This is a genomic window from Candidatus Latescibacter sp. IFSED24 (assembly GCF_058273205.1).
Map to the genome: position 1 here is coordinate 728741 of NZ_CM177850.1, position 22300 is coordinate 751040.

At 66.4% G+C, this 22300-nt stretch carries 20 protein-coding genes and 2 tRNA genes; 18 read left to right on the plus strand and 4 right to left on the minus strand.

Annotated elements, in window-relative coordinates; genetic code table 11:
• The first annotated feature begins 113 nt into the window (after window positions 1-113).
• The 9 genes from IFSED24_RS02885 to IFSED24_RS02925 all read left to right on the plus strand — a co-directional run bounded on the left by IFSED24_RS02885 (window position 114) and on the right by IFSED24_RS02925 (window position 8764).
• Window positions 114-198: transfer RNA gene (locus tag IFSED24_RS02885), tRNA-Leu, on the plus strand.
• 48 nt (window positions 199-246) lie between these two features.
• The gene (gene tig, locus IFSED24_RS02890) at window positions 247-1584 is read left to right on the plus strand and encodes a trigger factor (RefSeq protein WP_491333720.1); all 1338 of its coding nucleotides are present in this window, start codon (window positions 247-249) and stop codon (window positions 1582-1584) included.
• A gap of 107 nt (window positions 1585-1691) precedes the next feature.
• Window positions 1692-2294 (plus strand): ATP-dependent Clp endopeptidase proteolytic subunit ClpP, encoded by a 603-nt coding sequence (gene clpP / locus IFSED24_RS02895; protein WP_491333721.1) that lies wholly within the window; start codon window positions 1692-1694, stop codon window positions 2292-2294.
• 48 nt (window positions 2295-2342) lie between these two features.
• Entirely contained in the window at window positions 2343-3608 is a 1266-nt protein-coding gene (gene clpX, locus IFSED24_RS02900) for an ATP-dependent Clp protease ATP-binding subunit ClpX (protein ID WP_491333722.1), read from the plus strand.
• 25 nt (window positions 3609-3633) lie between these two features.
• Window positions 3634-6045 carry an endopeptidase La gene (gene lon, locus IFSED24_RS02905; protein WP_491333723.1) on the plus strand — a complete coding sequence of 804 codons (2412 nt, stop codon included), beginning with the start codon at window positions 3634-3636 and terminating at the stop codon, window positions 6043-6045.
• Window positions 6046-6047: 2 nt separating this feature from the next.
• Complete coding sequence (yihA, locus tag IFSED24_RS02910; protein ID WP_491333724.1) at window positions 6048-6641, plus strand: ribosome biogenesis GTP-binding protein YihA/YsxC; 594 nt, start codon at window positions 6048-6050, stop codon at window positions 6639-6641.
• Window positions 6642-6707: 66 nt separating this feature from the next.
• Window positions 6708-7130, plus strand: a complete 423-nt coding sequence (locus IFSED24_RS02915) for a hypothetical protein (protein WP_491333725.1) — start codon at window positions 6708-6710, stop codon at window positions 7128-7130.
• 102 nt (window positions 7131-7232) lie between these two features.
• Window positions 7233-8528 (plus strand): adenylosuccinate synthase, encoded by a 1296-nt coding sequence (locus tag IFSED24_RS02920; RefSeq protein WP_491333726.1) that lies wholly within the window; start codon window positions 7233-7235, stop codon window positions 8526-8528.
• Between the two features lie 159 nt (window positions 8529-8687).
• Window positions 8688-8764: transfer RNA gene (locus IFSED24_RS02925), tRNA-Lys, on the plus strand.
• Window positions 8765-8921: 157 nt separating this feature from the next.
• On the opposite strand, the gene pepF is transcribed toward IFSED24_RS02925, so the two are convergent.
• Window positions 8922-10844 (minus strand): oligoendopeptidase F, encoded by a 1923-nt coding sequence (gene pepF / locus IFSED24_RS02930; protein ID WP_491333727.1) that lies wholly within the window; start codon window positions 10842-10844, stop codon window positions 8922-8924.
• A 78-nt stretch (window positions 10845-10922) separates the two neighbouring features.
• The gene (locus IFSED24_RS02935) at window positions 10923-12101 is read right to left on the minus strand and encodes a WD40/YVTN/BNR-like repeat-containing protein (protein ID WP_491333728.1); all 1179 of its coding nucleotides are present in this window, start codon (window positions 12099-12101) and stop codon (window positions 10923-10925) included.
• A 214-nt stretch (window positions 12102-12315) separates the two neighbouring features.
• Between IFSED24_RS02935 and nadA the strand changes: the two genes are divergently transcribed.
• Window positions 12316-13272, plus strand: a complete 957-nt coding sequence (nadA, locus tag IFSED24_RS02940; protein WP_491333729.1) for a quinolinate synthase NadA — start codon at window positions 12316-12318, stop codon at window positions 13270-13272.
• A gap of 90 nt (window positions 13273-13362) precedes the next feature.
• Here nadA and IFSED24_RS02945 read toward each other — a convergent pair whose 3' ends face one another.
• Both IFSED24_RS02945 and IFSED24_RS02950 read right to left on the minus strand, forming a co-directional pair.
• Window positions 13363-14493 carry a 30S ribosomal protein S1 gene (locus IFSED24_RS02945; RefSeq protein ID WP_491333730.1) on the minus strand — a complete coding sequence of 377 codons (1131 nt, stop codon included), beginning with the start codon at window positions 14491-14493 and terminating at the stop codon, window positions 13363-13365.
• A 141-nt stretch (window positions 14494-14634) separates the two neighbouring features.
• Window positions 14635-15450, minus strand: a complete 816-nt coding sequence (locus tag IFSED24_RS02950; RefSeq protein ID WP_491333731.1) for a ferredoxin--NADP reductase — start codon at window positions 15448-15450, stop codon at window positions 14635-14637.
• 412 nt (window positions 15451-15862) lie between these two features.
• Between IFSED24_RS02950 and IFSED24_RS02955 the strand changes: the two genes are divergently transcribed.
• From IFSED24_RS02955 to IFSED24_RS02990, 8 genes are read left to right on the plus strand one after another with little or no spacing between them, the layout of a single operon-like run.
• Window positions 15863-16369 carry an RrF2 family transcriptional regulator gene (locus IFSED24_RS02955; RefSeq protein WP_491333732.1) on the plus strand — a complete coding sequence of 169 codons (507 nt, stop codon included), beginning with the start codon at window positions 15863-15865 and terminating at the stop codon, window positions 16367-16369.
• 6 nt (window positions 16370-16375) lie between these two features.
• Window positions 16376-17152 (plus strand): Fe-S cluster assembly ATPase SufC, encoded by a 777-nt coding sequence (sufC, locus tag IFSED24_RS02960; RefSeq protein WP_491333733.1) that lies wholly within the window; start codon window positions 16376-16378, stop codon window positions 17150-17152.
• 2 nt (window positions 17153-17154) lie between these two features.
• Entirely contained in the window at window positions 17155-18570 is a 1416-nt protein-coding gene (sufB, locus tag IFSED24_RS02965; protein WP_491333734.1) for a Fe-S cluster assembly protein SufB, read from the plus strand.
• The gene (gene sufD, locus IFSED24_RS02970) at window positions 18563-19867 is read left to right on the plus strand and encodes a Fe-S cluster assembly protein SufD (protein WP_491333735.1); all 1305 of its coding nucleotides are present in this window, start codon (window positions 18563-18565) and stop codon (window positions 19865-19867) included. Before sufB ends, sufD begins: the two co-directional genes overlap by 8 nt.
• A 1-nt stretch (window position 19868) precedes the next feature.
• Window positions 19869-20183 carry a Rieske (2Fe-2S) protein gene (locus IFSED24_RS02975; RefSeq protein ID WP_491333736.1) on the plus strand — a complete coding sequence of 105 codons (315 nt, stop codon included), beginning with the start codon at window positions 19869-19871 and terminating at the stop codon, window positions 20181-20183.
• A 3-nt stretch (window positions 20184-20186) separates the two neighbouring features.
• Window positions 20187-21461 (plus strand): SufS family cysteine desulfurase, encoded by a 1275-nt coding sequence (locus tag IFSED24_RS02980; RefSeq protein WP_491333737.1) that lies wholly within the window; start codon window positions 20187-20189, stop codon window positions 21459-21461.
• Window positions 21458-21976 (plus strand): Fe-S cluster assembly sulfur transfer protein SufU, encoded by a 519-nt coding sequence (gene sufU, locus IFSED24_RS02985; RefSeq protein WP_491333738.1) that lies wholly within the window; start codon window positions 21458-21460, stop codon window positions 21974-21976. The genes IFSED24_RS02980 and sufU overlap by 4 nt, the downstream gene beginning before the upstream one ends.
• The gene (locus tag IFSED24_RS02990) at window positions 21973-22290 is read left to right on the plus strand and encodes a metal-sulfur cluster assembly factor (protein WP_491333739.1); all 318 of its coding nucleotides are present in this window, start codon (window positions 21973-21975) and stop codon (window positions 22288-22290) included. Before sufU ends, IFSED24_RS02990 begins: the two co-directional genes overlap by 4 nt.
• Window positions 22291-22300 lie beyond the last annotated feature (10 nt).

Here is a 22300-nt window from a genome sequence, read left to right on the forward strand (position 1 = left end):
CGGGCGCCGACCTTGCTTGACCTCATTTGACGGCCGGGCTACATTGGGCGTCCGAGGGCGAGAATACTGCCCATCAGCGTCTTTGCAGGTCCGAGCCTTCTCGGACCGTTTTTGCGAGAGTGGCGGAACTGGTAGACGCGCAGGGTTTAGGTCCCTGTGGGGCAACCCGTGGGGGTTCGAGTCCCCCCTCTCGCACCAGGCCAGCCTGCGCCCGCGGCGCCGGCCCGTCAACGAGGTAGGTCATCCATGTCCGAGAACACCACCACCCCCTTCCGTCTCACCGTGGAGACACCCGAGCCCTGGCAGCGGGTCATCAAGGTGGAGGTGCCACGCAGCGAGTACGACCGTCAATACCGGCAGCGCCTCGCCGCCGCCGTCAAGAGCCACCAGCGTCCCGGGTTCCGCAAGGGCAAGACGCCGCTGGCCATCGTCGAGAAGGAACTGGGAGGTCGGCTGCGCGCCGAGACCTTCGAGGCCATCGTGCCCCAGGCCTACCGCGCGGCCGTGGTGGAACACGGTCTGTACCCCATCACCGAGCCCGCGCTGGAGAATCTCGTCTTCGACGACGACAAGGATCTGGCGTTCGACCTCAAGGTGGAGATCCGCCCCGAGGTGACCGCGGTGGATTACGAGAACCTGCCGGTCGAGGAGCGGAAGGTGGAAGTCACCAGCGCCGAGGTCGACCAGGTGCTGGAGCGGCTGCGCGACAGCCGGTCCTTCTTCGAGCCGGTGGAGCGCGCCGCGGCCGAGGGCGACGAGGTCGTGCTCGACCTGGTGCCCCGACTGGACGACGGCTCGCTGGAAGAGGACAAGCGGCTCAAGGAACAGAAGCTGATCGTGGGAGGCGAGCAGAATCTGCCGGCCTTCAACGAGGCGCTCCTCGGGGCCGAGGCCGGACAGGAGCGCGAGGTCGAGGTGGAGTACCCCGAGGAGTATCCCAACGAGGACATGAAGGGGCGCACCGTGACGTTCGTCTGCCAGATCGATTCGGTGCGCCAGAAGGTGGTGCCCGAGGCCGACGACGCCTTCGCCGCGCAGCTGGAGGAGGGGCAGACCCTGCTCGAGTTGCGGGGTCGCATCCGCGAGGGCCTCGAGAAGGAAGCCGAGAAGCGAGCGGTCCAGGACATGGACGAACAGGTGCTCGACCAGCTCATCGCCCGCAACGAGGTTCCCGTGCCGCCGAGCATGGTGAACGCCTGGATCCAGGCCGGACTGCAGGACATGCACAAGCGCAGCCAGCAGATGGGGCGGCCGGTCTCCGAGGAGGACGAGCAGCAGTACCGCGAGGCGGCCCGTCCGGTGGCCGAGCGGCAGATCAAGGGCATGTTCCTGCTCGAGTCGGTCCGGGAGCAGGAGAAGCTCGAGGTGAGCGAGGAGGAGATCGAGGAGAAGATCGCCTCCGTCGCCGCCGAGAACGGCTTCGACCTCGAGAAATTCCGCGAGTATCTGAGCCATGGCGAGGAGCGCGATCGCATCCTGCGTGGCCTCGAGGAGCGGAAGACCTACGATTTCCTGCTGTCGCGCGCCGCGGTGACCCCCGCGGCCGAGGACGGAGAATCGACGGAGGATGGAGACCAGGGCTGACGGCACGACCGTCAGGCTGTATGATGATCGGGAACCCGACCCCGTGCGTGGGGTAACCAGTGACTCGGGGACGCAGTGTCGACCCCACGAGTGGCAAAGGAGTGACCATGCTGGTTCCGATGGTGGTGGAGCAGACCGGGCACGGCGAGCGCGGATATGACATCTATTCGCGGCTGCTGAAGGATCGGATCATCTTCCTGGGCTCGCCTGTGGACGATAACGTCGCCAACCTGATCATCGCCCAGATGCTGTATCTGCAGGCCGAGGATCCGGAGCGGGACATCTATCTTTACGTCAACAGCCCCGGCGGCAGCGTCTCGGCCGGTCTTGCTATCTACGACACCATGCAATACATTACCAATGATGTCGTAACTATTTGCATGGGACAGGCTTCGAGCATGGGTGCCGTGCTCCTGGCGGCGGGTGCCGCGGGCAAGCGTTCGGCCCTGAAGAACTCCCGGGTGATGATCCATCAACCGCTGGGAGGCAGCCAGGGCCAGGCCAGCATGATCGAGATCTACACCAAGGAAATCCTCAAGATCCGCGACAAGCTCTACGCCATCCTCGCCAAGCACACGGGCCAGACCCACGATAAGATCGAGAAGGATAGTGACCGCGATTTCTTCATGTCCGCCGATGAGGCCAAGGATTATGGTCTGGTGGACAAGGTCATCGAGAACCGGCAAGAGATCGAGTCCAAGAAAAAATAGACGCCGGGACACCCGCGAGGGTGTGCATCGACGCTGGCTGGAGGAATCATGAAGCGCCGCCAGAACGGCAGCCCCCAGATGATCAAGTGCTCGTTCTGCGCCCGTGGCCAGGACGAGGTCGCCAAGCTCGTGGCCGGGCCCAACAGCGTGTACATCTGCAACGAGTGCATCAAGCTCTGCAACGACATCCTCGAGGGAGAGCTCATGGACGAGGCGGCGCTCGCGCCGCCCGAGTTCCCCAAGCCGCTGGAGATCAAGGACCACCTGGACCAGTACGTCATCGGTCAGGAAGAGGCCAAGATCTCGCTGTCGGTGGCCGTCTATAACCACTACAAGCGGATCCACCAGAAGGCCGGACGCGACGGGATCGAGATCGACAAGAGCAACATCCTGCTCATCGGCAACACCGGCACGGGCAAGACCTTGCTGGCGCAGACCCTCGCCCGGTATCTGAACGTCCCCTTCGCCATCGCCGACGCCACCGCGCTGACCGAGGCCGGCTACGTGGGCGAGGACGTGGAGAACATCCTGGTGCGCCTGCTCCAGGCCGCGGACTACAACATCCCGGCGGCCGAGCAGGGCATCATCTACATCGACGAGATCGACAAGGTCGGTCGCAAGAGCGGCAATCCCTCCATCACCCGTGACGTCTCGGGCGAGGGGGTGCAGCAGGCGCTCCTGAAGATCCTCGAGGGGACCGTGGCCAACGTGCCGCCCCAGGGCGGTCGCAAGCATCCCCAGCAGAAGTACCTCGAGGTCAACACGCGGAACATCCTCTTCATCTGCGGTGGCGCCTTCGAGGGCCTGGAGAAGATCGTCACCCGACGGATCGGCATGGGCGCCCTGGGCTTCGGCCGCGAGGAGGAGGCGCCGAAGAAGCGGCTCAAGCGCGGCGAGGTCCTGGCCCAGGTCGAGCCCCAGGATCTGATGAAGTACGGCTTGATCCCCGAGCTCATCGGCCGGTTGCCGGTGTCCGTGCATACCGAGGAACTGGACCGCCAGTCCATGGTGCGCATCCTCACCGAACCGCGCAACGCCCTGACCCGCCAGTACCAGAAGCTGATGGACATGGAGGGTGTCGAGCTGGTCTTCGCGCCCGGCGCGCTCGAGGCCATCGCCGACGAGGCCATCACGCGCGGCACCGGGGCGCGGGGGCTGCGTTCGATCATCGAGGCGGCCATGCGCGACGTGATGTTCGAGATCCCCTCCCAGGACGATGTGCGCCGGGTGGTGATCACCCGCGAGACCCTCACCGAGGGTGCCGCGCCCGAGGTCATCGGCGGCGATTCCGACGCCGACCTCAAGGAAGCCTAGGGACGGTCCCACGAAGCGAGAACCAATGGAGCGAGCCGTGGCCCAGCCCGGCTCGCTCGACTTGAATGGAGCGGAGTTCGACGACATGGGTTACAGCGAATTCGTGATCCACCGCGAGGACGAGGACCACGTGGTGCCCGCCCGGCTGCCGATGTTGCCGCTGCGCGACGTGGTGGTGTTCCCCTTCATGGTCACGCCCCTGCTGGTGGGGCGCGCCGCCTCGGTGGCCGCGGTGGAAGCCGCCATGGATGCCGAGAAGCTGATCTGTGTCGTCGCCCAGCGCGAGGCCGACACCGATGAGCCTGGTCGCGACGATCTCCACGAGGTCGGCACGGTGATCAAGGTCCTGCAGGTGATCCGGACCCCGGACGAGACCCTCAAGATCCTGGTGGAGGGGCTGGCCCGGGTCCACCTCGAAGACCTCGAGGATCTGGGCGACCACCTGGTCGCCACGGTGGCGCCCCTGGCCGAGGAGGGCGAGGAAGGCCCGCGGATCGAGGCGCTGACCCGCTCGATCAAGGACCGCTTCAAGGACTACGTGCGGCTCAACAAGCGCCTCCCCGACGAGGTCCTGCTCTCGGTGCTGAACCTCGAGGAGATCGACCGCATGGCCGACTCCATCTCGGCCTACATCCTGGGCAAGACCTCGCTCAAGCAGGAGCTGCTCGCCGAGCCGAGCCTGCACCGTCGGCTCAGCCGCATCAACCAGATCCTGGCCGACGAACTGGAGATCCTGGAGATCGAGCAGCGCATCGACAGCGAGGTGCAGAGCCAGGTCCAGAAGAATCAGCGCGAATTCTACCTCAACGAGCAGCTCCGCGCGATCCGCAAGGAGCTCGGCTACCAGGCCGACGACGACGGCGAGGCCGAGGAGTACGCCCAGCGCATCGAGGAGAGCGACCTCACGGCCGAGGCGCGCGAGATCGCCCAGCGCGAGCTGACAAGGCTGGCGCGCATGCCGGGAATGTCGCCCGAGGCCACGGTGGTGCGCAACTACCTCGACACCTTGCTCGACCTGCCCTGGAAGAAGCGGTCGCGCGATCGCATCGACACGGTGAAGGTCCGCGAGCGCCTCGATGCCGACCACTACGGCCTGAGCAAGGTCAAGGACCGCATCATCGAGTTCCTGGCGGTCTACAAGCTGACCCGGAAGATGCAGGGCTCGATCCTCTGCCTGGTGGGCCCGCCCGGCGTGGGCAAGACCAGCCTGGGACGGAGCATCGCCGACAGCCTCGGCCGACGCTTCGTGCGCATCAGCCTGGGCGGCGTGCGCGACGAGGCCGAGATCCGCGGCCACCGGCGCACCTACATCGGCAGCAAGCCCGGTCGGATCATCGAATCGCTGCGCAAGGCCGGCACCAAGAACCCGGTGTTCCTGCTCGACGAGATCGACAAGATGGGCGCCGACTACCGCGGCGATCCGGCCTCGGCGCTGCTCGAGGTCCTGGACCCCGAGCAGAACTCGCACTTCTCCGACCACTACCTGGAAGTGGATTTCGACCTCTCCCAGGTGTTGTTCGTGACCACCGCCAACAGCCTGCATTCGATCCCGCCCGCGCTGGAGGACCGCATGGAGATCATCCGGCTGCCGGGCTATCTGGAGCACGAGAAGCTGGCCATCGCCGAACGTTTCCTGGTCCCCCGCCAGCTCGAGCGCAACGGGATCAAGGACTGGTCGGGTGGCTTCCGGCGCAAGGCGTTGCAGACCATCGTCGACGGCTACACCCGCGAGGCCGGCGTGCGCAACCTCGAGCGCGAGATCGGCGCCGTCTGCCGCAAGGTGGCCAAGGAGCGCGCCGAGAAGGATCGCTATCCCGCCGCGGTCACCGCCCGCACCATCACGCGCTATCTGGGGGTGCCGCGCTACAAGCGCCAGCAGGTCGACCGCGATCCCGAGGTCGGCGTGGTGGTGGGCCTGGCCTGGACCGAGGCCGGCGGCGAGATCCTGGAGATCGAGGCCGCCGCGCTGCCCGGTGCCGGCAAGCTGACGCTCACGGGCAACCTCAAGGACGTGATGAAGGAATCGGCCGAGACCGCGCTCAGCTACGCGCGCACCCGCTGCCGCGAGACAGGCAGCGACTGGTTCAAGGAGCACCAGGTGCACATCCACGTTCCCGAGGGCGCCATTCCCAAGGACGGCCCGTCGGCGGGTGTGGCCATGGCCACGGCCATGGTCTCGCTGCTCACCGGAAAGCTGGTGCGCAAGGACGTGGCCATGACCGGCGAGGTGACCCTGCGCGGCAAGGTGCTGCCCATCGGGGGCCTTCCCGAGAAGGCCGTGGCGGCGGTCCGGGCCGGGGCCAAGCATCTCGTGATTCCCCGGGACAACGAGAAGGAGTTCCGCGAGCTGAGTCCGGTGATCCGCAAGGAACTGACGGTGCACCTGGTGGAGACCATGGACGCCGTGCTGGATCTGGCCCTGGTCGACGAGGGCTGATCATGCAGGTCGAGTTCATCGGCAGCTTCCCCGATCTCGCCAGCCGGCCCGAACCGGATCTGCCCGAGTTCGCCTTCCTCGGCCGTAGCAACTGCGGGAAATCGTCGCTGATCAACTTCCTGCTCCAGCGCAAGGGCATGGCGCGGATCAGCCGCCAGCCGGGCAAGACCAGGCTGTGGAACTATTTCCGGGTGGACGACCGCTTCCTGCTGGTGGATCTGCCCGGCTACGGCTATGCCAAGGTGGCCCGCACCGAGCGCGAACGCTGGTGGAAGCTCTTCGAGCGTTTCCTGGCCACCCAGGACCGCCCCCTGGCGATCCTGCACCTCCTGGACGCCCGACACGCGCCCAGTGCCCAGGATCTGGAGGTAGCCCGCTGGGTGGCGCGTTCGGGCCATCCCTTCGCCGTGGTGGCCACCAAGATCGATAAATTGAAGCAGAACGAGCAGATGAAGAATTATCGCCAGATCATCGCTGACCTGGACCTCCCGGCGGATGTGGCCTTCCTGCCCACGTCCAGCAGCAAGAAGCGGGGTCGTCCCGAGGTGTTGGGCTGGATCGACGCGGTCCTGGCGGCCAATGATCATGGTGTTTGACTTTCGTGGCATATCGTCGATATAATGGGTACCGAAGAGCAAACCCAGGAGAGGAGCATCCGGGTCATGACACGCGTGGAACGGTACCGGGGATACGGTCTGGTCATGGTCGTTGCGATCATGATTTGCTGGACTCTGCCTGCCGTGGCCACCGAGTCGGACCTGGCCCAGCTACCGGTGACCGACCCCTTCCAGTGCCTGATCTGCCACGTGGATGAAGCGCCTTCGGCGGGCAGCTTCGCGCTCAACGGTTTCGGCGCCGATTTCCTGGCCAACGCCCGAGTCTGGAACGCAACGCTGGCGGGACTCGATTCCGACGGTGACAACTGCACCAATGGCGTGGAGCTGGGCGATGCCGACGGCGATGGTCAGGCCGACGGCAATGTGGACACCTTGCAGAGTAACCCTGGCGATCCCGCCGATTGTGGCGGGTCCATGGTGGACAACAAGACCTGGGGTGAATTGAAAGCCCTGTTCGACCGGAATTAGCAGCCGTCGGGCCGCTCGCCTGACGCACGCTGCGACGCCCCCGTCGGCGGGCTGTTTTTTTGCTGTCCGGCGAATTCCTGAGCGCCGGTACGAGGAGTAACCGTGGAGAACCGCACCATCATCGGTGGGCAGTGGGGAGACGAGGGCAAGGGCAAGATCATCGATGCCTTCGGCGAGGGATTCGACTGGGTCATCCGCTACCAGGGCGGCGCCAACGCCGGCCACACCATCCAGATCGGCTCGCGCGAGCACGTGGTGCACCTGGTGCCCTCGGGCATCTTCCGCGAGGGCGTGCGCTGCTACCTCGGCAACGGCATGGTCATCGACCCCTGGGCGCTGCGCGACGAGATCGTCGGCCTGGAGGAGCAGGGCATCAAGGTTCGCGACCGGCTCATGGTCTCGAGCGCCGCGTCGCTGCTCATGCCCTACCACAAGCGCCTCGACGAACTGCGCGAGGAACTGCGCAAGCGCAAGTCCATCGGCACCACCGGCCGGGGGATCGGTCCCGCCTATCAGGACAAGCTGCAACGCTCGGGCATGCGCCTGGGCGATCTGGCCATGCCGCTGGAGAAGCTCGAGCGGATCGCCATCGAGCACATCCTCGAGGCCAACGAGGTCCTGGCCGGCCAGTACGACGCCGAGCCGCTCCCGGCCAAGGTCCTGGCCGAGGAACTGGTGGTCCTGGCCCAGACGTTGCGTCCCATGATCGTCGACGGGTTCACCGCGCTGCGCGGCGTGCGCAATGGCACCGAGTCGGCGCTCTTCGAGGGCGCCCAGGGTACGCTGCTGGACGTCGACCACGGCACCTTCCCCTTCGTCACCAGCAGCAACTGCACCGTGGGCGGGGCGCTCACCGGCACCGGTCTGCCGCCGCGGAGCCTGGGCGAGATCGTGGGCGTGTTCAAGGCGTACTGCACGCGGGTGGGCAACGGTCCCTTCCCCACCGAGCTGCTGGCCGAGGATGGCGAGCAGCTGCGGACGCTGGGCGGCGAGTACGGCGCCACCACCGGCAGGCCTCGCCGGTGCGGCTGGTTCGACATGGTGGCCGCGCGCTATGCCGTCGGCGTGAACGGGCTCACCGGCGTGGTGATCACCAAGCTGGACGTGCTCGACACCCTGCCCGCCATCAAGGTGGCCGAGGCCTACGACCTGGACGGCGAACGCCGCGAGGATTTCCCCATCCGTCCCGACGAGAACTGCCGCCTCAAGCCGCTCCTCAAGGAGATGCCCGGCTGGGAGAAGCCCACGGGCAAGGCGCGCAAGCTCGCCGACCTGCCGGCGGGCGCCCGGAAGTACCTCGAGTACCTGGAGCGGTCGCTCGGCGTGCTGATCGTGGGGGTGTCGGTGGGCAAGGAGCGCGAGCAGATGATCCTCACACCCACCGGGGTGACGACCTGACCGTCGTGCGGGCATTTCCTCGGCGCCGGTCCGGCCATGCGGCCGGGCCGGCGGCCTGCGGAGTTGCCCGCCCGACGATCAGGTCGTCACGCGTGGGTGCGGGGGGGAGGCTTGTTTTGGCGGGGGTGGGCGAGTAGATTACTTTTTCGAAGGAATCGTGGGCCGCTAGCTCATCAGGTTAGAGCATCTGCCTTTTAAGCAGAGGGTGCTGGGTTCGAGTCCCGGGCGGCCTACCAGTGCGACCCCCGTGGGTCAGCGTGCCGAATGTCCTCGCGCCCTTCGGGCGCTGCGGAGTTTCGACCCGCTGACCCACGGGGGTCTTGCGTTGGATGGGGAGAGCCCCCGGCCCTTTCGGGACGGGGGCTCTCTCGTGGGACCAGGATCCGGGCTCGGCTACATCTTGTTGGCCTTCACCCAGGTCTTCTCGAACTCGGCCAGGGTCTCGGCGAAGAGGTCCATGGCGCTCTGGATGGGAGCGGGGGTCTCGAGGTCGACACCGGCCTCGCGGAGGATGTCCAGCGGCGGGGCGCTCGAGCCGCCCTTGAGCATGTTGTCGATGTACTGACGGGCGGCCTTGTCGCCGTTCTCCTCGATGCGCTCGGCCAGGGCCAGACCGCTGGTCAGGCCGGTGGCGTAGGTGAAGACGTAGAAGTTGTAGTAGAAGTGGGGGATGAACATCCACTCGCACTCGTCGTTCTCAGCCATGGCGAAATCGGGGCCGTAGTACAGCTCGATGAGCTCCTTGTACTTGGCGTTGAGCCACTCGGCGGTCAGCGGGTTGCCGGCCTCGGCGTGCTCGTGGAACGCCAGCTCGAAGTCCGCGAACAGCGTCTGGCGGAAGATGGTCAGCCGGATGCTCTCGAGCCGCTGGTTCAGCAGCAGGAGCTTCATGGCCGTGTCCTTCTCGTACTTCTCGAGCAGGTAGTTGGTGACCAGGGCCTCGTTGCAGGTCGAGGCGATCTCGGCCAGGAACGTGGTATAGCCCCGGTACTGCGGCGGCTGGTTGTGGCTGCTGTACCAGCTGTGCATGGCGTGGCCGTACTCGTGGGCGCAGGTGTAGACAGCGTCCAGGGTGTTGTCGAAGTTCTGCAGCACGAAGGGGTGGATCTCGTTGGCCAGCACGCCGTTGCTGTAGGCGCCCGAGCGCTTGTCCTCGTTGGGGAAGACGTCGGTCCAGCCGCTCTGGGGATCCATGCCGATCTTGGCCTGCTCGACGTACTCCTTGCCCAGGGGCTCGAGGCCGCGCGCGACGAGTTCCACGCCCTCCTCGTAGGTGTACTCCTTCTCGACGTCCTCGAGCATGGGGTTGTAGAGGTTGGCGAAGTCCACCGGACCGTCGAGGCCCAGGACCTGCTTGCGCAGGGTCACGTACTTGTGCAGGGTCCGCGGCAGGTTCTCGCGGATGGTGGTGACCAGGTTCTTGTAGGTCTGCTCGGTGATGTTGTCACCGTCGAGCGAGGCCTGCAGGCAGGTCTCGTAGCCGCGGGCTTCCTTGGTGGCGATGTGGTTCTTGACCACGCCGTCGAGCAGCACGCTGAAGGTGTTCTCGTAGCCGCGCAGGGTGCCGAAAAAGCCCTCGGCGGCCTGCTTGCGCACCGCGTAGGTGGGGGCGGCGCGCAGGGTGCCGAAGTTGTTCAGGGTCAGCTGCTTGGGCTCGCCGTCGGTGCCGATGATCTCGGGGAACTCGATGTCCACGCCCAGCAGCGCCTCGTGGGCGTCGCCCGGGGTCCCGCGCATGCGGCCGGTGATGGCCATCAGGCCCTCGCCGCTGGCGTCCAGCGTGTGCTCAGCTGTCCGCCACATCTCGCTGAACGAGTACTCCCACTGGGCCAGCTCGGGATCCGCGGCCATCCAGCCCTCGATGGTCTCGCGGGGGATGGTCAGCAGCTCGGGCTGCATCCAGGCCGTGGCCTGGCCGAACTTCGGGCCCAGCTGGCCCACGCGGCCCTGGCGCGTGCGGGCCTCGTTGTCGCCCTGGTTGATGTCGAAGCGCAGCTGCGCGTAGACCATGAGCTTGTAGAAGCGGTTGAGCATGGCGTAGACCGCTTCCTGCGCGTCCTTCAGCGTTTCCTTGGATTCGCCGAGGTGGCCCTGGTACTCGGTCAGGGTGGGAATGTCCTGATCGAAGGCAGCCAGCTCGGCTTCCCAGGCTTCCAGGGTGGGGAAGATATGCTCCCACTGCCACTGGTACTCGGTGGGGACCTCGCTGCGCGGCGCGGAGGCGTCGGGCGTGTAGGCGAGGGTGGGCAGCGCCATGAACAGGCAACCCAGCAGGATGGCGAGTCGAAGCGAGCGACCATTCGCGCGCTGAATCATGAGGGACCTCCAGGGAGTAGGGACAGGAAGGAGCCCGGCCACAGGGGCCGGGCTCGCCGGGGGTACAGAGCAGGGGGGCTACTGGACCAGCACCCCGAATTTATCATAGACTTCCGCATAGCTCTTGGCTTCGGGCAGGCCTGGCATTTCCTCGAGCTCCCAGCCGTACTCGCCGGGAGCGATCTCGTGGAAGTGCAACACGCGGCCCTCGATACCGACCGCATAGAGATTGGTGCCGTCGGTCCCCCAGATGTCGAAGAGCACCAGGCCGTCGTTGTAGAGTTCGGTGAATTCGTCCAGGTTCGGCGTGGCGCCGGGGACGACGCGATTGATGCGTCCATCGTTGGTCGCGGCCCAGACGGTGTCCGCGTCGTCCGAGTAGAGGCCATAGATCCGGGCTGGTGAATTGGTATAGAAGTACCGCGGCGGATCGTAATTCACCGAGTCGATCCTGGCCAGGCTGGCCGTGGGGGAGAACCGCTCGCTCCAGGCGTAGAGCCCGTTGTCCTCGGCCCGCATCTGGAAGAGCCGCCCCTCGCTGGTGGCCACGAAGTTGCCGGAGACACGGTCGCTCGAGGTGCCGCTGGTGATCCACTCGAGACCACCGGTGATCCGCCGCTGCAGCCAATCCGTCTCGGGGTCCTCCATGAGGATGTAACCATCGGAGCCGGCGACGTGATACTCGGTCACCACGGTGAGGCTTTCGACCCGCTCGTCGGTACGTAGGCTGAAGGTGTCGGTGACCGCGAGGTTCTCGTCCCGGACGTAGACCTCGTCGGGCCCCTGGCCCCAGGTGCCGCCGTTGAGCTGCCGCAAGGTGCCCTTGAAGCCGGTCGCCATGATGGTGTCCTGGTAGCGGCCGATGGCGTAGAGGTCCTTGTCGGTGCCGCTGTTCATGCTGGACCAGCCGCCGCCGGTGCTGCGCAGGATCAGGCCACCGTGACCGGTGATGTAGACCGTTCCGGCGCCGTCGCCCCAGACGTCGGTCAGGGTACTCTCGGTACCGCTATCCTGACGTGCCCAGTCGGTGCCGTTCCAGTGGTAGATCAGACCAGGCCGACCCACGACGTAGACGTCGTCGGCACCGCTGCCCCAGACCGCGTTGAACCAGTTGCCCACGGGAGGCTCGGGCTGGGGGGGGTAGGTGGGTTTCTTGTCGTCTTCACCGCAACCAGCGGCCAGCAGCAGACCCAGGGCCAGGACGGCCAGGACCACCATTTGCGGGCGACGGGTGTTGGAAGCCCGGACACCTGTCATCGTGGGCATCTCCCTTGGCTTGGAACGTTCCAGCAGGATCGGACCTCAGACCACGCCGGGCGGGGCGGCCGCGTCGTGGTCGATGGCTTCAATCTCGGTAAAAGTAATGACTGGCAGGGTGAAAGTCCACAGACAACCGGCGGTGCTTCGACCTTGCCGTGGGCGGCCGCCGTGACGAAATTGCTGCCAGGAGCCCAACCCGAAAGGCGAGTCCATGAACCGGAATCCTGTCCAGGATGCGTTGGCTGTCGACCACGTCGCCGAGATCGAACGCCTGCGCGAAGAGCTCAACGCGGTGATCCTGGCCCATTTCTACCAGGAGCCGGCCATCCAGGACATCGCCGACCATGTCGGCGACAGCCTCTACCTCGCCCAGCGCGCCGCCGAGACCGACCGCGAGGTGATCGTCTTCGCCGGGGTGCACTTCATGGCCGAGACCGCCAAGATCCTCAATCCCCAGAAGCAGGTCCTGGTGCCGGATCTCACCGCTGGCTGCAGCCTGGCCGATGGCTGTCCGGCCGACGAGTTCGCCGCCTGGCTGGCCCAGTACCCGGACCACAAGGTGATCAGCTACATCAACTGCTCGGCGGCGACCAAGGCCCTCAGCGACCTCATCTGCACCAGCAGCAACGCGGTCAAGATGGTGGAGAGCTTCCCGGCCGACCAGCCGCTGGTCTTCGCCCCCGATCGATTCCTCGGCCGCTGGGTCAGCGAGCAGACCGGCCGTCCCCTGGTGCTGTGGCATGGCAGCTGCGAGGTCCACGAGGTCTTCAGCGCCATCCGGCTGGAAGAGCTGCGCGAGGCCCATCCCGAGGCGGTGGTGGCGGCGCATCCCGAGTGTCCGGGGGTGATCCTGGACCAGGCTGACCACGTGGGCTCGACCAGCAGTATCCTCGCGTTCGCCCGCCGGACGCCGGCCCGCGAGATCATCGTCGTCACCGAGCCGGGCATCCTGCACCAGATGCAGAAGGAGAACCCGGGCAAGGTCCTGATCCCGGCTCCGGGCGCCGACGAGACCTGCAGCTGCAACCTCTGCCCGCACATGCGGAAGAACACCATGGCCAAGCTGCACGCCTGCATGCGCGATCGCAGCCCCGAACTGGTCCTGGATCCCGAGCTGGCGCGCCGGGCCCTCGCGCCGTTGCAGCGCATGCTCGACCTCAGCGTCTGATCCGCACCCAGGTCCTCCAAAGGACACGGCCGGCCCTCCAACCAGAGGGTCGGCCGTGGTCTTCGCTATGATCGTGCCCCGGTCTCCGGTCTAGTCGCCCGCGTAATCGGCAGCCTGCCGGCGGGAGAGGCTGATCCGGCGACGGTTGACGTCGACCTCGAGCACGCGCACCGAGATCTCGTCACCCTCGTTGATCACCTCGCGGGGATGGACGAGACGGCGTTCGGAGAGCTCGCTGATGTGGATCAGGCCCTCGATGCCAGGCTTGAGCTGGACGAAGGCGCCGAAATCCACCAGCCGCGTCACCGTCCCGGTGGTGTCCTCGCCGACGGGCATGGTCGCCGCATCGGCAGGCCAGGGATCCTCGGCCAGAGTCTTCATGGACAGGCTGATCCGCTCACGCCGGCCCTCGCCCTGGTTCTGGATCTCCACCACCTCGACACGCACCTGCTGACCCTCGGAGAGCAACTCGGAAGGATCGGAGATCCGCTGGTGGCTGATCTGGGAGATGTGCACCAGGCCCTCGACTCCGCCGATGTCGACGAACGCTCCATAGGGCATCAAACGGGTGACCTCGCCCTGGAACACGGCGCCGGGAGCCAGGGCTTCCCGGGTGGAGGTCGCCTGCTCCTCGCGCTCCATCTGCAGCAGCGCCCGCCGGCTCAGCACGATGTTGCGGCCATCGGGCGAGATCTCGAGGATGCGGAACTGCTGGTTGGTGCCGACGTAGGGGTCGGGGTCGTCCACGCGTCGCAGGTCCATCTGGCTGAAGGGGCAGAAGCCACGCTGTCCGCCGAGATCGACGGTGAATCCGCCCTTGTTGGTGCTGGTGACCTTGCCGGTCACCGGTGCGCCAGCCGCCAGGGCGTCCTGCAGCATCTGCATGGCCTCTTTGCCGGCGTCGGCGGGGCTCATGGACTTGGTCAGGGCGAGACCGTCCTGGGCCTTGACGACGTAGCCGGTGACTTCATCGCCCTCGGCCACGGCGAGCTGGCCCTCGGGGTCCTGGAGCTCCTCGGCCGCCATGGGCAACTCGCGACGCGAGCCCACGTCGATGAACACCTCGGTGGGGCTGATCTGGACGACCTTGCCGGTCACCTTGTCGCCAGGCTTGGGTTCGGGTTGACTGTCTTCACTCTGCTCGAGGAGCTGGGCGAACTCCTCGGATTCGCGACTATCGTTTTCGTCGTCGAATTCCTGATTGATGGGCTCTTCGTGCATGATCCGGTCCTGGTCTCCTTGATGGGCAAGTTACCTGGGCATCCTTGGTTTCCGGGTGCCTGAGGAGACAGCATAACCCATCCCCGGGCGCATGGCGTGTGTTTTTTCCATGTCCAGCTTCATCTTTCGAGCCGGACAGAATCAGCTCTCTTTCCAGAATTCCTCGACGAAAAGCTCGCCGGGCTCCTTGCGCGTGTGTTTGCGGAACCCCCGGTCCCCCAGATACTTCATCATCCCGTCGACCATGTGAGGATTTCCACAGAGGAAGACCACGCTGTTCTCCGGCGAGAGATCGTGGCCCAGCGCCTCGGCGACGCTGCCATCCTCGAAGAATCGGTTCACGAAACCGACGCTTCCGGTCCAGCCGGGGTCGGCCTCTGGGCGGTCGATGATGGGCATGTAGTGGAGGTTCTCGAACCGCGAGGCGAGGCCCACCAGCTCGCTGCGATACCCCAGGTCGTAGGAGACCCGGCTACCGTGCACCACCACGGTGCGGTTTCCGGCATCGAAGGCGTAGCGCGAGCGCAGCATGCTGATGTAGGGGGCCAGGCCCGTACCCGTGGCCACGAAGACGATGTCCTTCTCCGGCGGCACATCCTCGAGGGTGAACATGCCCACGATCCGGCGTCCCAGGAAGATCCGGTCCCCGGGCTGCAGTGCGAAGAGCCGCGGGGTCAGGGCTCCGGATCGCACCAGCGCCACGAAGAACTCGAAGAATTTCCCCTGCTGGCTGGAAGAAGCGATGGAGTATGCCCGCTTGATGACCTTGTCCGGATCAGCCGGCGCGTCCTCGGGATCGGCCACGTGATAGCGGGGCGCCGACCCTGGCAAGCCCAGGATGGTGTATTGCCCGGCGGTGAACGGCTGCATCTCCTCGTCGGGAGCGACCTGCAACACGAGTAGGCCGTGGTTGATCTCGTAGCGCATGGTGACGGTGGCGTTCAGTTCGGCGGACATGAACCATTCTCTCCCTGGGATTGGGTGCGGTCAGGGTTGTCGGCGGCGATCGGGGCTTCCGGGGAAGCCCGGGAACGCCGCAAGATAACACCCAATACCCCCCAATCGAAACATCCACTTGTGCCAAGGAAATTGTGTCTGCCGATCGGCGGACCGTTCTGGGGCCACAGAATATGCCAATTGTCATCATTATTACATCGTGGTGCTTTCAAAAGCCTCAGTGGACCGCCAGACACAATCTCGATGGCACAAGAAAAATATATTGACGAAATTGGTATTGTATTTAATATCGGACTTAAGTTATCTAGTAGAAAAGGGTCGTGGGCGGCCAGCGGCGAGCGAGCAACTCGCCCACCAGCGAAGTTCCAGACGTGCCGCCCACCATCCTCTCACTCGATCGAGAGCAGTCGACATGCTGAGAATCACCAAGGCAGAGGACCAGGCGGTGCGACTGGTGATGCGGCTGGCCATGGCTGGCGAGCAGCAGACCCTGGGCCAGCTGGCCCAGCTGGAGCGCCTGCCCGAGCCCACGGTGGCCAAGCTGCTGGGGCAGTTGCGGCGCGGGGGAGTGGTCGAGGCCGTGCGGGGACGCCATGGCGGCTACACCCTGGCTCACCGGCCCGAAGACATCTCCACGGCCAGCGTGCTGCGGGCTCTGGGCAACGAACCGGCGCCCGACCACCCCTGCGTGGCCAATCCCGAGGGGGCTGGTGATTGCCCGCGCACCGAGGATTGCGGACTGCGCGCGGTATGGCGGCATCTGCAGCAACAGGTGGCCGGACTGCTGGACAGGACCTCCATCGCCGATCTCCTGCAGGTCGAGCGTAGCATGGACGGCCAGCTCGCTCAGCTCTGGCCGCTGGAAGATATGGACGACCAAGACACGGGCGTGGGACGCGCCCTCTCCGAAGGAGCCTGAAGGTTCATGACTAACAACGCAGAGAAGCAGAGCCTGTTCTCCTGCCGAGGCGTGCGGGTGTACGTCGAGGACAAGGAGATCGTCAAGGGTGTCGATCTGGACATCCGGGCTGGTGAGAAACACGCGCTCATGGGGCCGAACGGGTCCGGCAAGTCGACGCTGGCGGCCGCGCTCATGGGGCACCCCGCCTATCGCGTCGAGGGCACCATCCTGCTCGACGGCCAGGACGTATCCGAGCTCGAGCCCTCCGAGCGCGCACGCCGGGGCATGTTCCTTGGTTTCCAGTACCCCGTGGCGGTGCCCGGAGTGACCGTGGCCAGCTTCCTGCGAGCCGCCCTCTCGGCGCGGACCGGGCAGGATGTTCCCGTCAAGGAGTTCCGGCAGAGGATGCAGGCGGCCTTCGAGGTGCTCGAGGTGCCGCGCGAATTCGCCGGCCGCTACCTCAACGAGGGCTTCTCCGGCGGTGAGAAGAAGCGGCTGGAGATCATGCAGATGCTGCTGCTGGAACCCAGGATCGCGCTGCTCGACGAGACCGACAGCGGGCTCGACATCGATGCCCTGAAGGTCGTTTCCAGGGGTGTCAACCAGTCTGCTAGTCCCGAGACCGGCGTGCTGCTGGTGACTCACTACCAGCGGATCCTCGATTACGTCAAGCCCGACGTGGTGCATGTCTTCATGCACGGCCGCATCGTCAAGACCGGTGGCCCGGAGCTGGCGCACGAGCTCGAGAAGCGCGGCTACGACTGGCTCAACGACACCGTCACCGCCAACGCGGGAGCATAGACATGTCCGCCGAGCGCATTGCCGATCTGAACGCGGACTACCGCGAGAAATATGGATTCGCCGATCCCGAAGCGTTCCTGCACCAGGCACCCAAGGGCCTCGACCACGAGACCGTGGAGATGATCTCGCGGTTCAAGGACGAGCCCGACTGGATGCGCGAATTCCGCCACCGGGCTCTGGACACGTTCCTGGCCAAGCCCATGCCGAAGTGGGGGAACCAGGAACTGCTCGGCAGCATCGACTTCGCAGATATCCACTACTACCTCGCCTCCAGCGAGGGTTCGGTCAACGACTGGGACGACGTTCCGGAGAACATCAAGCGGACCTTCGACAAGCTCGGCATCCCGGAGGCGGAGCAGAAGTTCCTGGCCGGAGTCACGGCCCAGTACGATTCCGAGGTGGTCTACCACTCCATCAACAAGGAACTCGACGAGCTGGGCGTGATCTTCACCGACATGGACAGCGGGCTCGCCAAGCACGAGGACATCGTCAAGAAGTACTGGGCCACCGTGATCCCGCCCGAGGACAACAAGTTCTCCGCGCTCAACAGCGCCGTGTGGTCGGGTGGCTCGTTCATCTACGTGCCCAAGAACACCAAGGTGGAGATCCCGCTGCAGGCCTACTTCCGGATCAACGCCAAGAACATGGGGCAGTTCGAGCGCACGCTGATCATCGCCGACGAGGGTGCCAGCGTGCACTACATCGAGGGCTGCACGGCGCCGGTGTACTCCACCGACAGCCTGCACTCGGCGGTGGTCGAGCTGGTGGCGCTGCCGGGTGCGCACATCCGGTACACCACCATCCAGAACTGGTCGAACAACGTCTACAACCTGGTGACCAAGCGGGCGCACGCGCACCGCGACGCGGTGGTCGAGTGGGTCGACGGGAACATCGGCTCCAAGCTGACCATGAAGTACCCGGCGATTCATCTGCTCGGCGAGCGGGCCCACGGCGAGGTGCTCTCCATCGCCTATGCGGGCACTGGCCAGCACCAGGACGCCGGCGCCAAAATGATCCACGCGGCGCCCAACACTTCCAGCCGCATCATCAGCAAGTCCATCAGCAAGGACGAGGGGCGCAGCACCTATCGGGGCATGGTCAAGGTCCACAAGGATTGCCCCGGCTGCCGCACCAGCGTGGAGTGCGACGCGCTGCTCATCGGCGAGAAGTCGCGCACCGACACCTACCCGACCATGGAGATCGCCGAGGACGATGTGCGGGTCGAGCACGAGGCTCGCGTGAGCAAGCTCGCCGACGAGCAGCTCTTCTACCTACAGAGCCGGGGCCTCGACGCCGATCAGGCCCGGTTGATGATCGTCAACGGCTTCATCGAACCGTTCGTCCGCGAGTTGCCCATGGAGTACGCCGTGGAGATGAACCGCCTCATCGAGCTTGAAATGGAGGGATCCGTTGGCTGACAGCAACACCATGACCCGCAACGTCACGGCGACCGCCGCCAGCACCTGTCCGCTGCCCACGGCGGCGGCTGTGGACGACTTCAGCCAGCGCCGGCAGGAGACCGCCGCCGGCGCCCAGTGGCGCCAGCAGGCACTCCTGGCCCTCGCCGAGACGGCCATTCCGGATCGTGTCCAGCACCTCTGGCGCTACACCGATCCCGGATTGCTGATGCCGCCGGCTCTGCTGACAGCCCGTGCGGACGCCGGGGATCCGATCGATCCGCCGGTGGACGATCCGGCGGTGGTGCTCACCGCCGCCGACGAATTGCGGCTGAATCCGGCGGCCGAAGCCTGTGGTCTGTCGCTCGAGCGGGCCTTCACCCGGCCAGACCACACGGACCTCTTCGGGCGGGCCGTTCCGCCACGACACGGCTATTTCGAGGCGCTCAACGCCGTGGGCTTCGATGCCGGACTGGTGGTGCGAGCGCCGCGAGGTCTGGCTCTGGAGCGACCGTTGCGAGTGATCGTGCCCGCGCCCCTCGCCGGACAGAGCCTGCCGCGCCTCTTGGTCGTCGCGGGTGAGAGCGCGACCCTGACCGTGGTGGAGGAGCATGTCGGGGGTGGTGCCGATGCGCTGGTGATCGGGGTGACCGAGATCCTGGCCGGCGCCAACAGCGACGTCCGGCACGTGCTGGTCCAGCGCTGGAACCACGGCGTGCGCGGCCACCTCACCCAGCGGGCGCGCCTCGAGCGCGATGCCCGCTTCCTCGGGGCCACTGCCGGCCTCGGCGGTCAGCTCGTCAAGGTCGACCTGGGTGGCGTGCTCGCCGGTCCCGGCGCGCGCAGCGAACTGGTGGGTGTGACCCTGCCGGAGAGGCGCCAGCACCTCGATCACCACACTCTGCACCAGCACCTCAGCGGGCGCACGTGGAGCAACATCGACTTCAAGGCGGCGGTCACCGACCGGGCGCGGTCGGCCTATACCGGGCTGATCCGGATCGAGAAGGATGCGGCGGGCAGCGAGGCGTTCCAGGAGAACCGCAATCTGCTGCTGTCGGAACGGGCCCGGGCGGACACGATTCCCGAGCTGGAGATCCTCACCGACGACGTCAGCTGCAGCCACGGAGCCACCGCGGCACCCGTGGATCCCGAACAGCTGTTCTACCTGGAGAGCCGCGGCCTCAGCCCCGACGAGGCCTTGCACCAGATCGTGCGCGGGTTCGTGGAGACCACCCTGCGCTTGGTGCCCGTCGGGTTGCGCGAGGAGCTGGAAGAGCTGATCGACGCGCGTCTGCAGCGGCTGGTCGGAGCGGCTTGACGTGGCCTGGACGCGCGTCATCGCGCTGGCCGAACTGCCGGTGGGTACAGCGCGGCCGGTGCGGATCGGGCTGGATGATCTCCTGATCTGCAGACCCGCCAGCGCCACGGTCCACGTGCTGGAGGACGTCTGCAGCCACGACGATGCGTCGCTGGGCGCGCAGGAGATCCACGAGGGATGCGTGTCCTGCCCCAGGCACGGCGCTCGCTTCGACATCGCCACCGGGGAGGTGCGTCGCAGCCCCGCCCCGGTGGGCATCGCCACCTATCCGGCGCGCATCGAAGGCGACTGGGTGGTGGCCGACCTGGAGGATTGAGCCTTGGCGCGAGCCGACCACACCACCGCCGACGCGACCAGACCGGACCTCGGCAGCCTGGCGACCGGGCTGGCGCGTGACCGCTTCCCCCTGCTGGCCAGACAGGTCGCCGGCCGACCCCTGCACTACCTGGACACCGCGGCCACGAGCCAGAAGCCCGAGGCGGTGTTGCAGGCCATCGATCACTACTACCGCCACAGCAACGCCAACGTGCACCGCAGCCTCAACACGCTGGCCGCCGAAGCCACCGAGGCCTACGAGGCGTGCCGGCGCCGCGTGGCGGCGTGGGTCAAGGCGCCGGCGGCCGAGTCGGTGGTCATCACTCGCGGTGCCACCTCGGCCCTGAACCTGCTGGCGCACGGGGTCGAGCATCTGCTCGCACCCGGCGACGAGATCCTGTTGACCGAGATGGAGCACCACGCCAACCTGGTACCGTGGCAGATGCTCGCCCGGCGGCGCGACCTGGTGTTGCGCTTCCTGCCCCTGGCCGACGACGGCCAGCTCGACCTGGATCGCCTACCCGAACTGCTCACCGGTCGCACCCGGATCGTCTCGCTGGTCCACACGAGCAACGTGCTGGGCACCATCAATCCGGTGGCCGAGGTCGCCAGTCAGGCGCGGCTGCGCGGCGCGCTCACGGTGGTCGATGCTGCCCAGACTGCCGGCCATCTGCCTCTGGACTTCTCGGCCCTCGGCGCGGACGCCGTGGTGTTTTCCGCCCACAAGGCCTATGGTCCCATGGGACTGGGCTTCCTGGTTGCGGAGCGCGACCTGCTCGATAAGCTCGAACCCCTCGAGGGGGGTGGCGAGATGATCGAATGGGTGCACCTGGACAACGCCACCTGGGCCGAGGTCCCGCATCGATTCGAGGCGGGGACCCCCAACGTGGCGGCGGCCGCCGCCTTTCCCGCGGCCCTGGACCTGCTCGAGGAACTGGGTGCCGACACGATCCGACGGCACGAGGAAGCGGTGACGGCCTACGCGCTGGCCCGTCTCGAGGAACTGGGCGGGCTCACCATCTACGGGCCCCGGGAGGCTCACCGGCGCGGTGGCCTGATCGCATTCTGGGACCCCGCGGTGCACCCGCACGACATGAGTACCCTGCTCGATCAGTTCGGGGTGGCGGTGCGCGCCGGCCATCACTGCGCGCAGCCGCTGCACCGTCGCCTGGGGGTGCCCGCCACCACCCGCGCCAGTTTCGGTCTCTACACCAGGCGCGATGACATCGACGCGCTGATCGACGGCATCACGGCCGCCAGAAAGGTCTTTGCAGCATGACGGAAGGACCCCTGGATTCGCTCTACCGCGAGGTGGTCCTGGATCACCACCGGCACCCGCGCGGCGCCAGCCCGCTCGCCGAGTTCGACGTGCAGGCGTCGGGCAAGAACCCCAGCTGCGGCGACGAGGTCACGCTGCAGGCGCGCTTCGACGGCGATCGCATCGCCGCCGTGGGCGTCCTCTCCCAGGGCTGCGCCATCTCCACCAGCAGCGGCTCGATGATGGCCGAGATCGTGGAGGGCCTCACCGTGGACCAGGCCCAGGTCCTGGCCGACCGCTTCCGGGCGGTCATGCACGGTGGCGAATTCCCCACCGATATCGACCTCGGCGATCTGGAGGCTCTCGAGGGGGTCAAGAAGTTCCCCGTGCGCGTCAAGTGCGCGCTCCTGCCCTGGGTCACCCTGCTCGACGCCATCCTGGCTCATCGCCAGGGCCGCACTCCCCAGCCTGTCAGCACCGAGGGCGTGACCGACGACGGTCGGCCCATGGATGTGACGATCGAGGAACGCTCATGACCAAGCCCACTCCGGAAGCCGTGCTCGAGGGCCTGCGCCCGGTGATCGACCCCGAGCTGAACATCTCCATCGTCGACCTCGGCCTGGTGCGCGGCATCACCGTGGCCGACGATTCGGGCCAGGTGGACATCGACCTGACCCTGACCAGTCCCATGTGCCCGCTGGGGCCGGAGATCATGGCCGCCACCAAGCACGCGGCGGAAAAGGTGTCCGGCGTCGAGGCGGCCGAGATCCAGCTGGTTTGGTCGCCGCTCTGGGACCCGCGCGTCGATGCCTCGGACGATGCCAAGGCCGAGCTGGGGATCTGGGACTGATCCGGCGGGC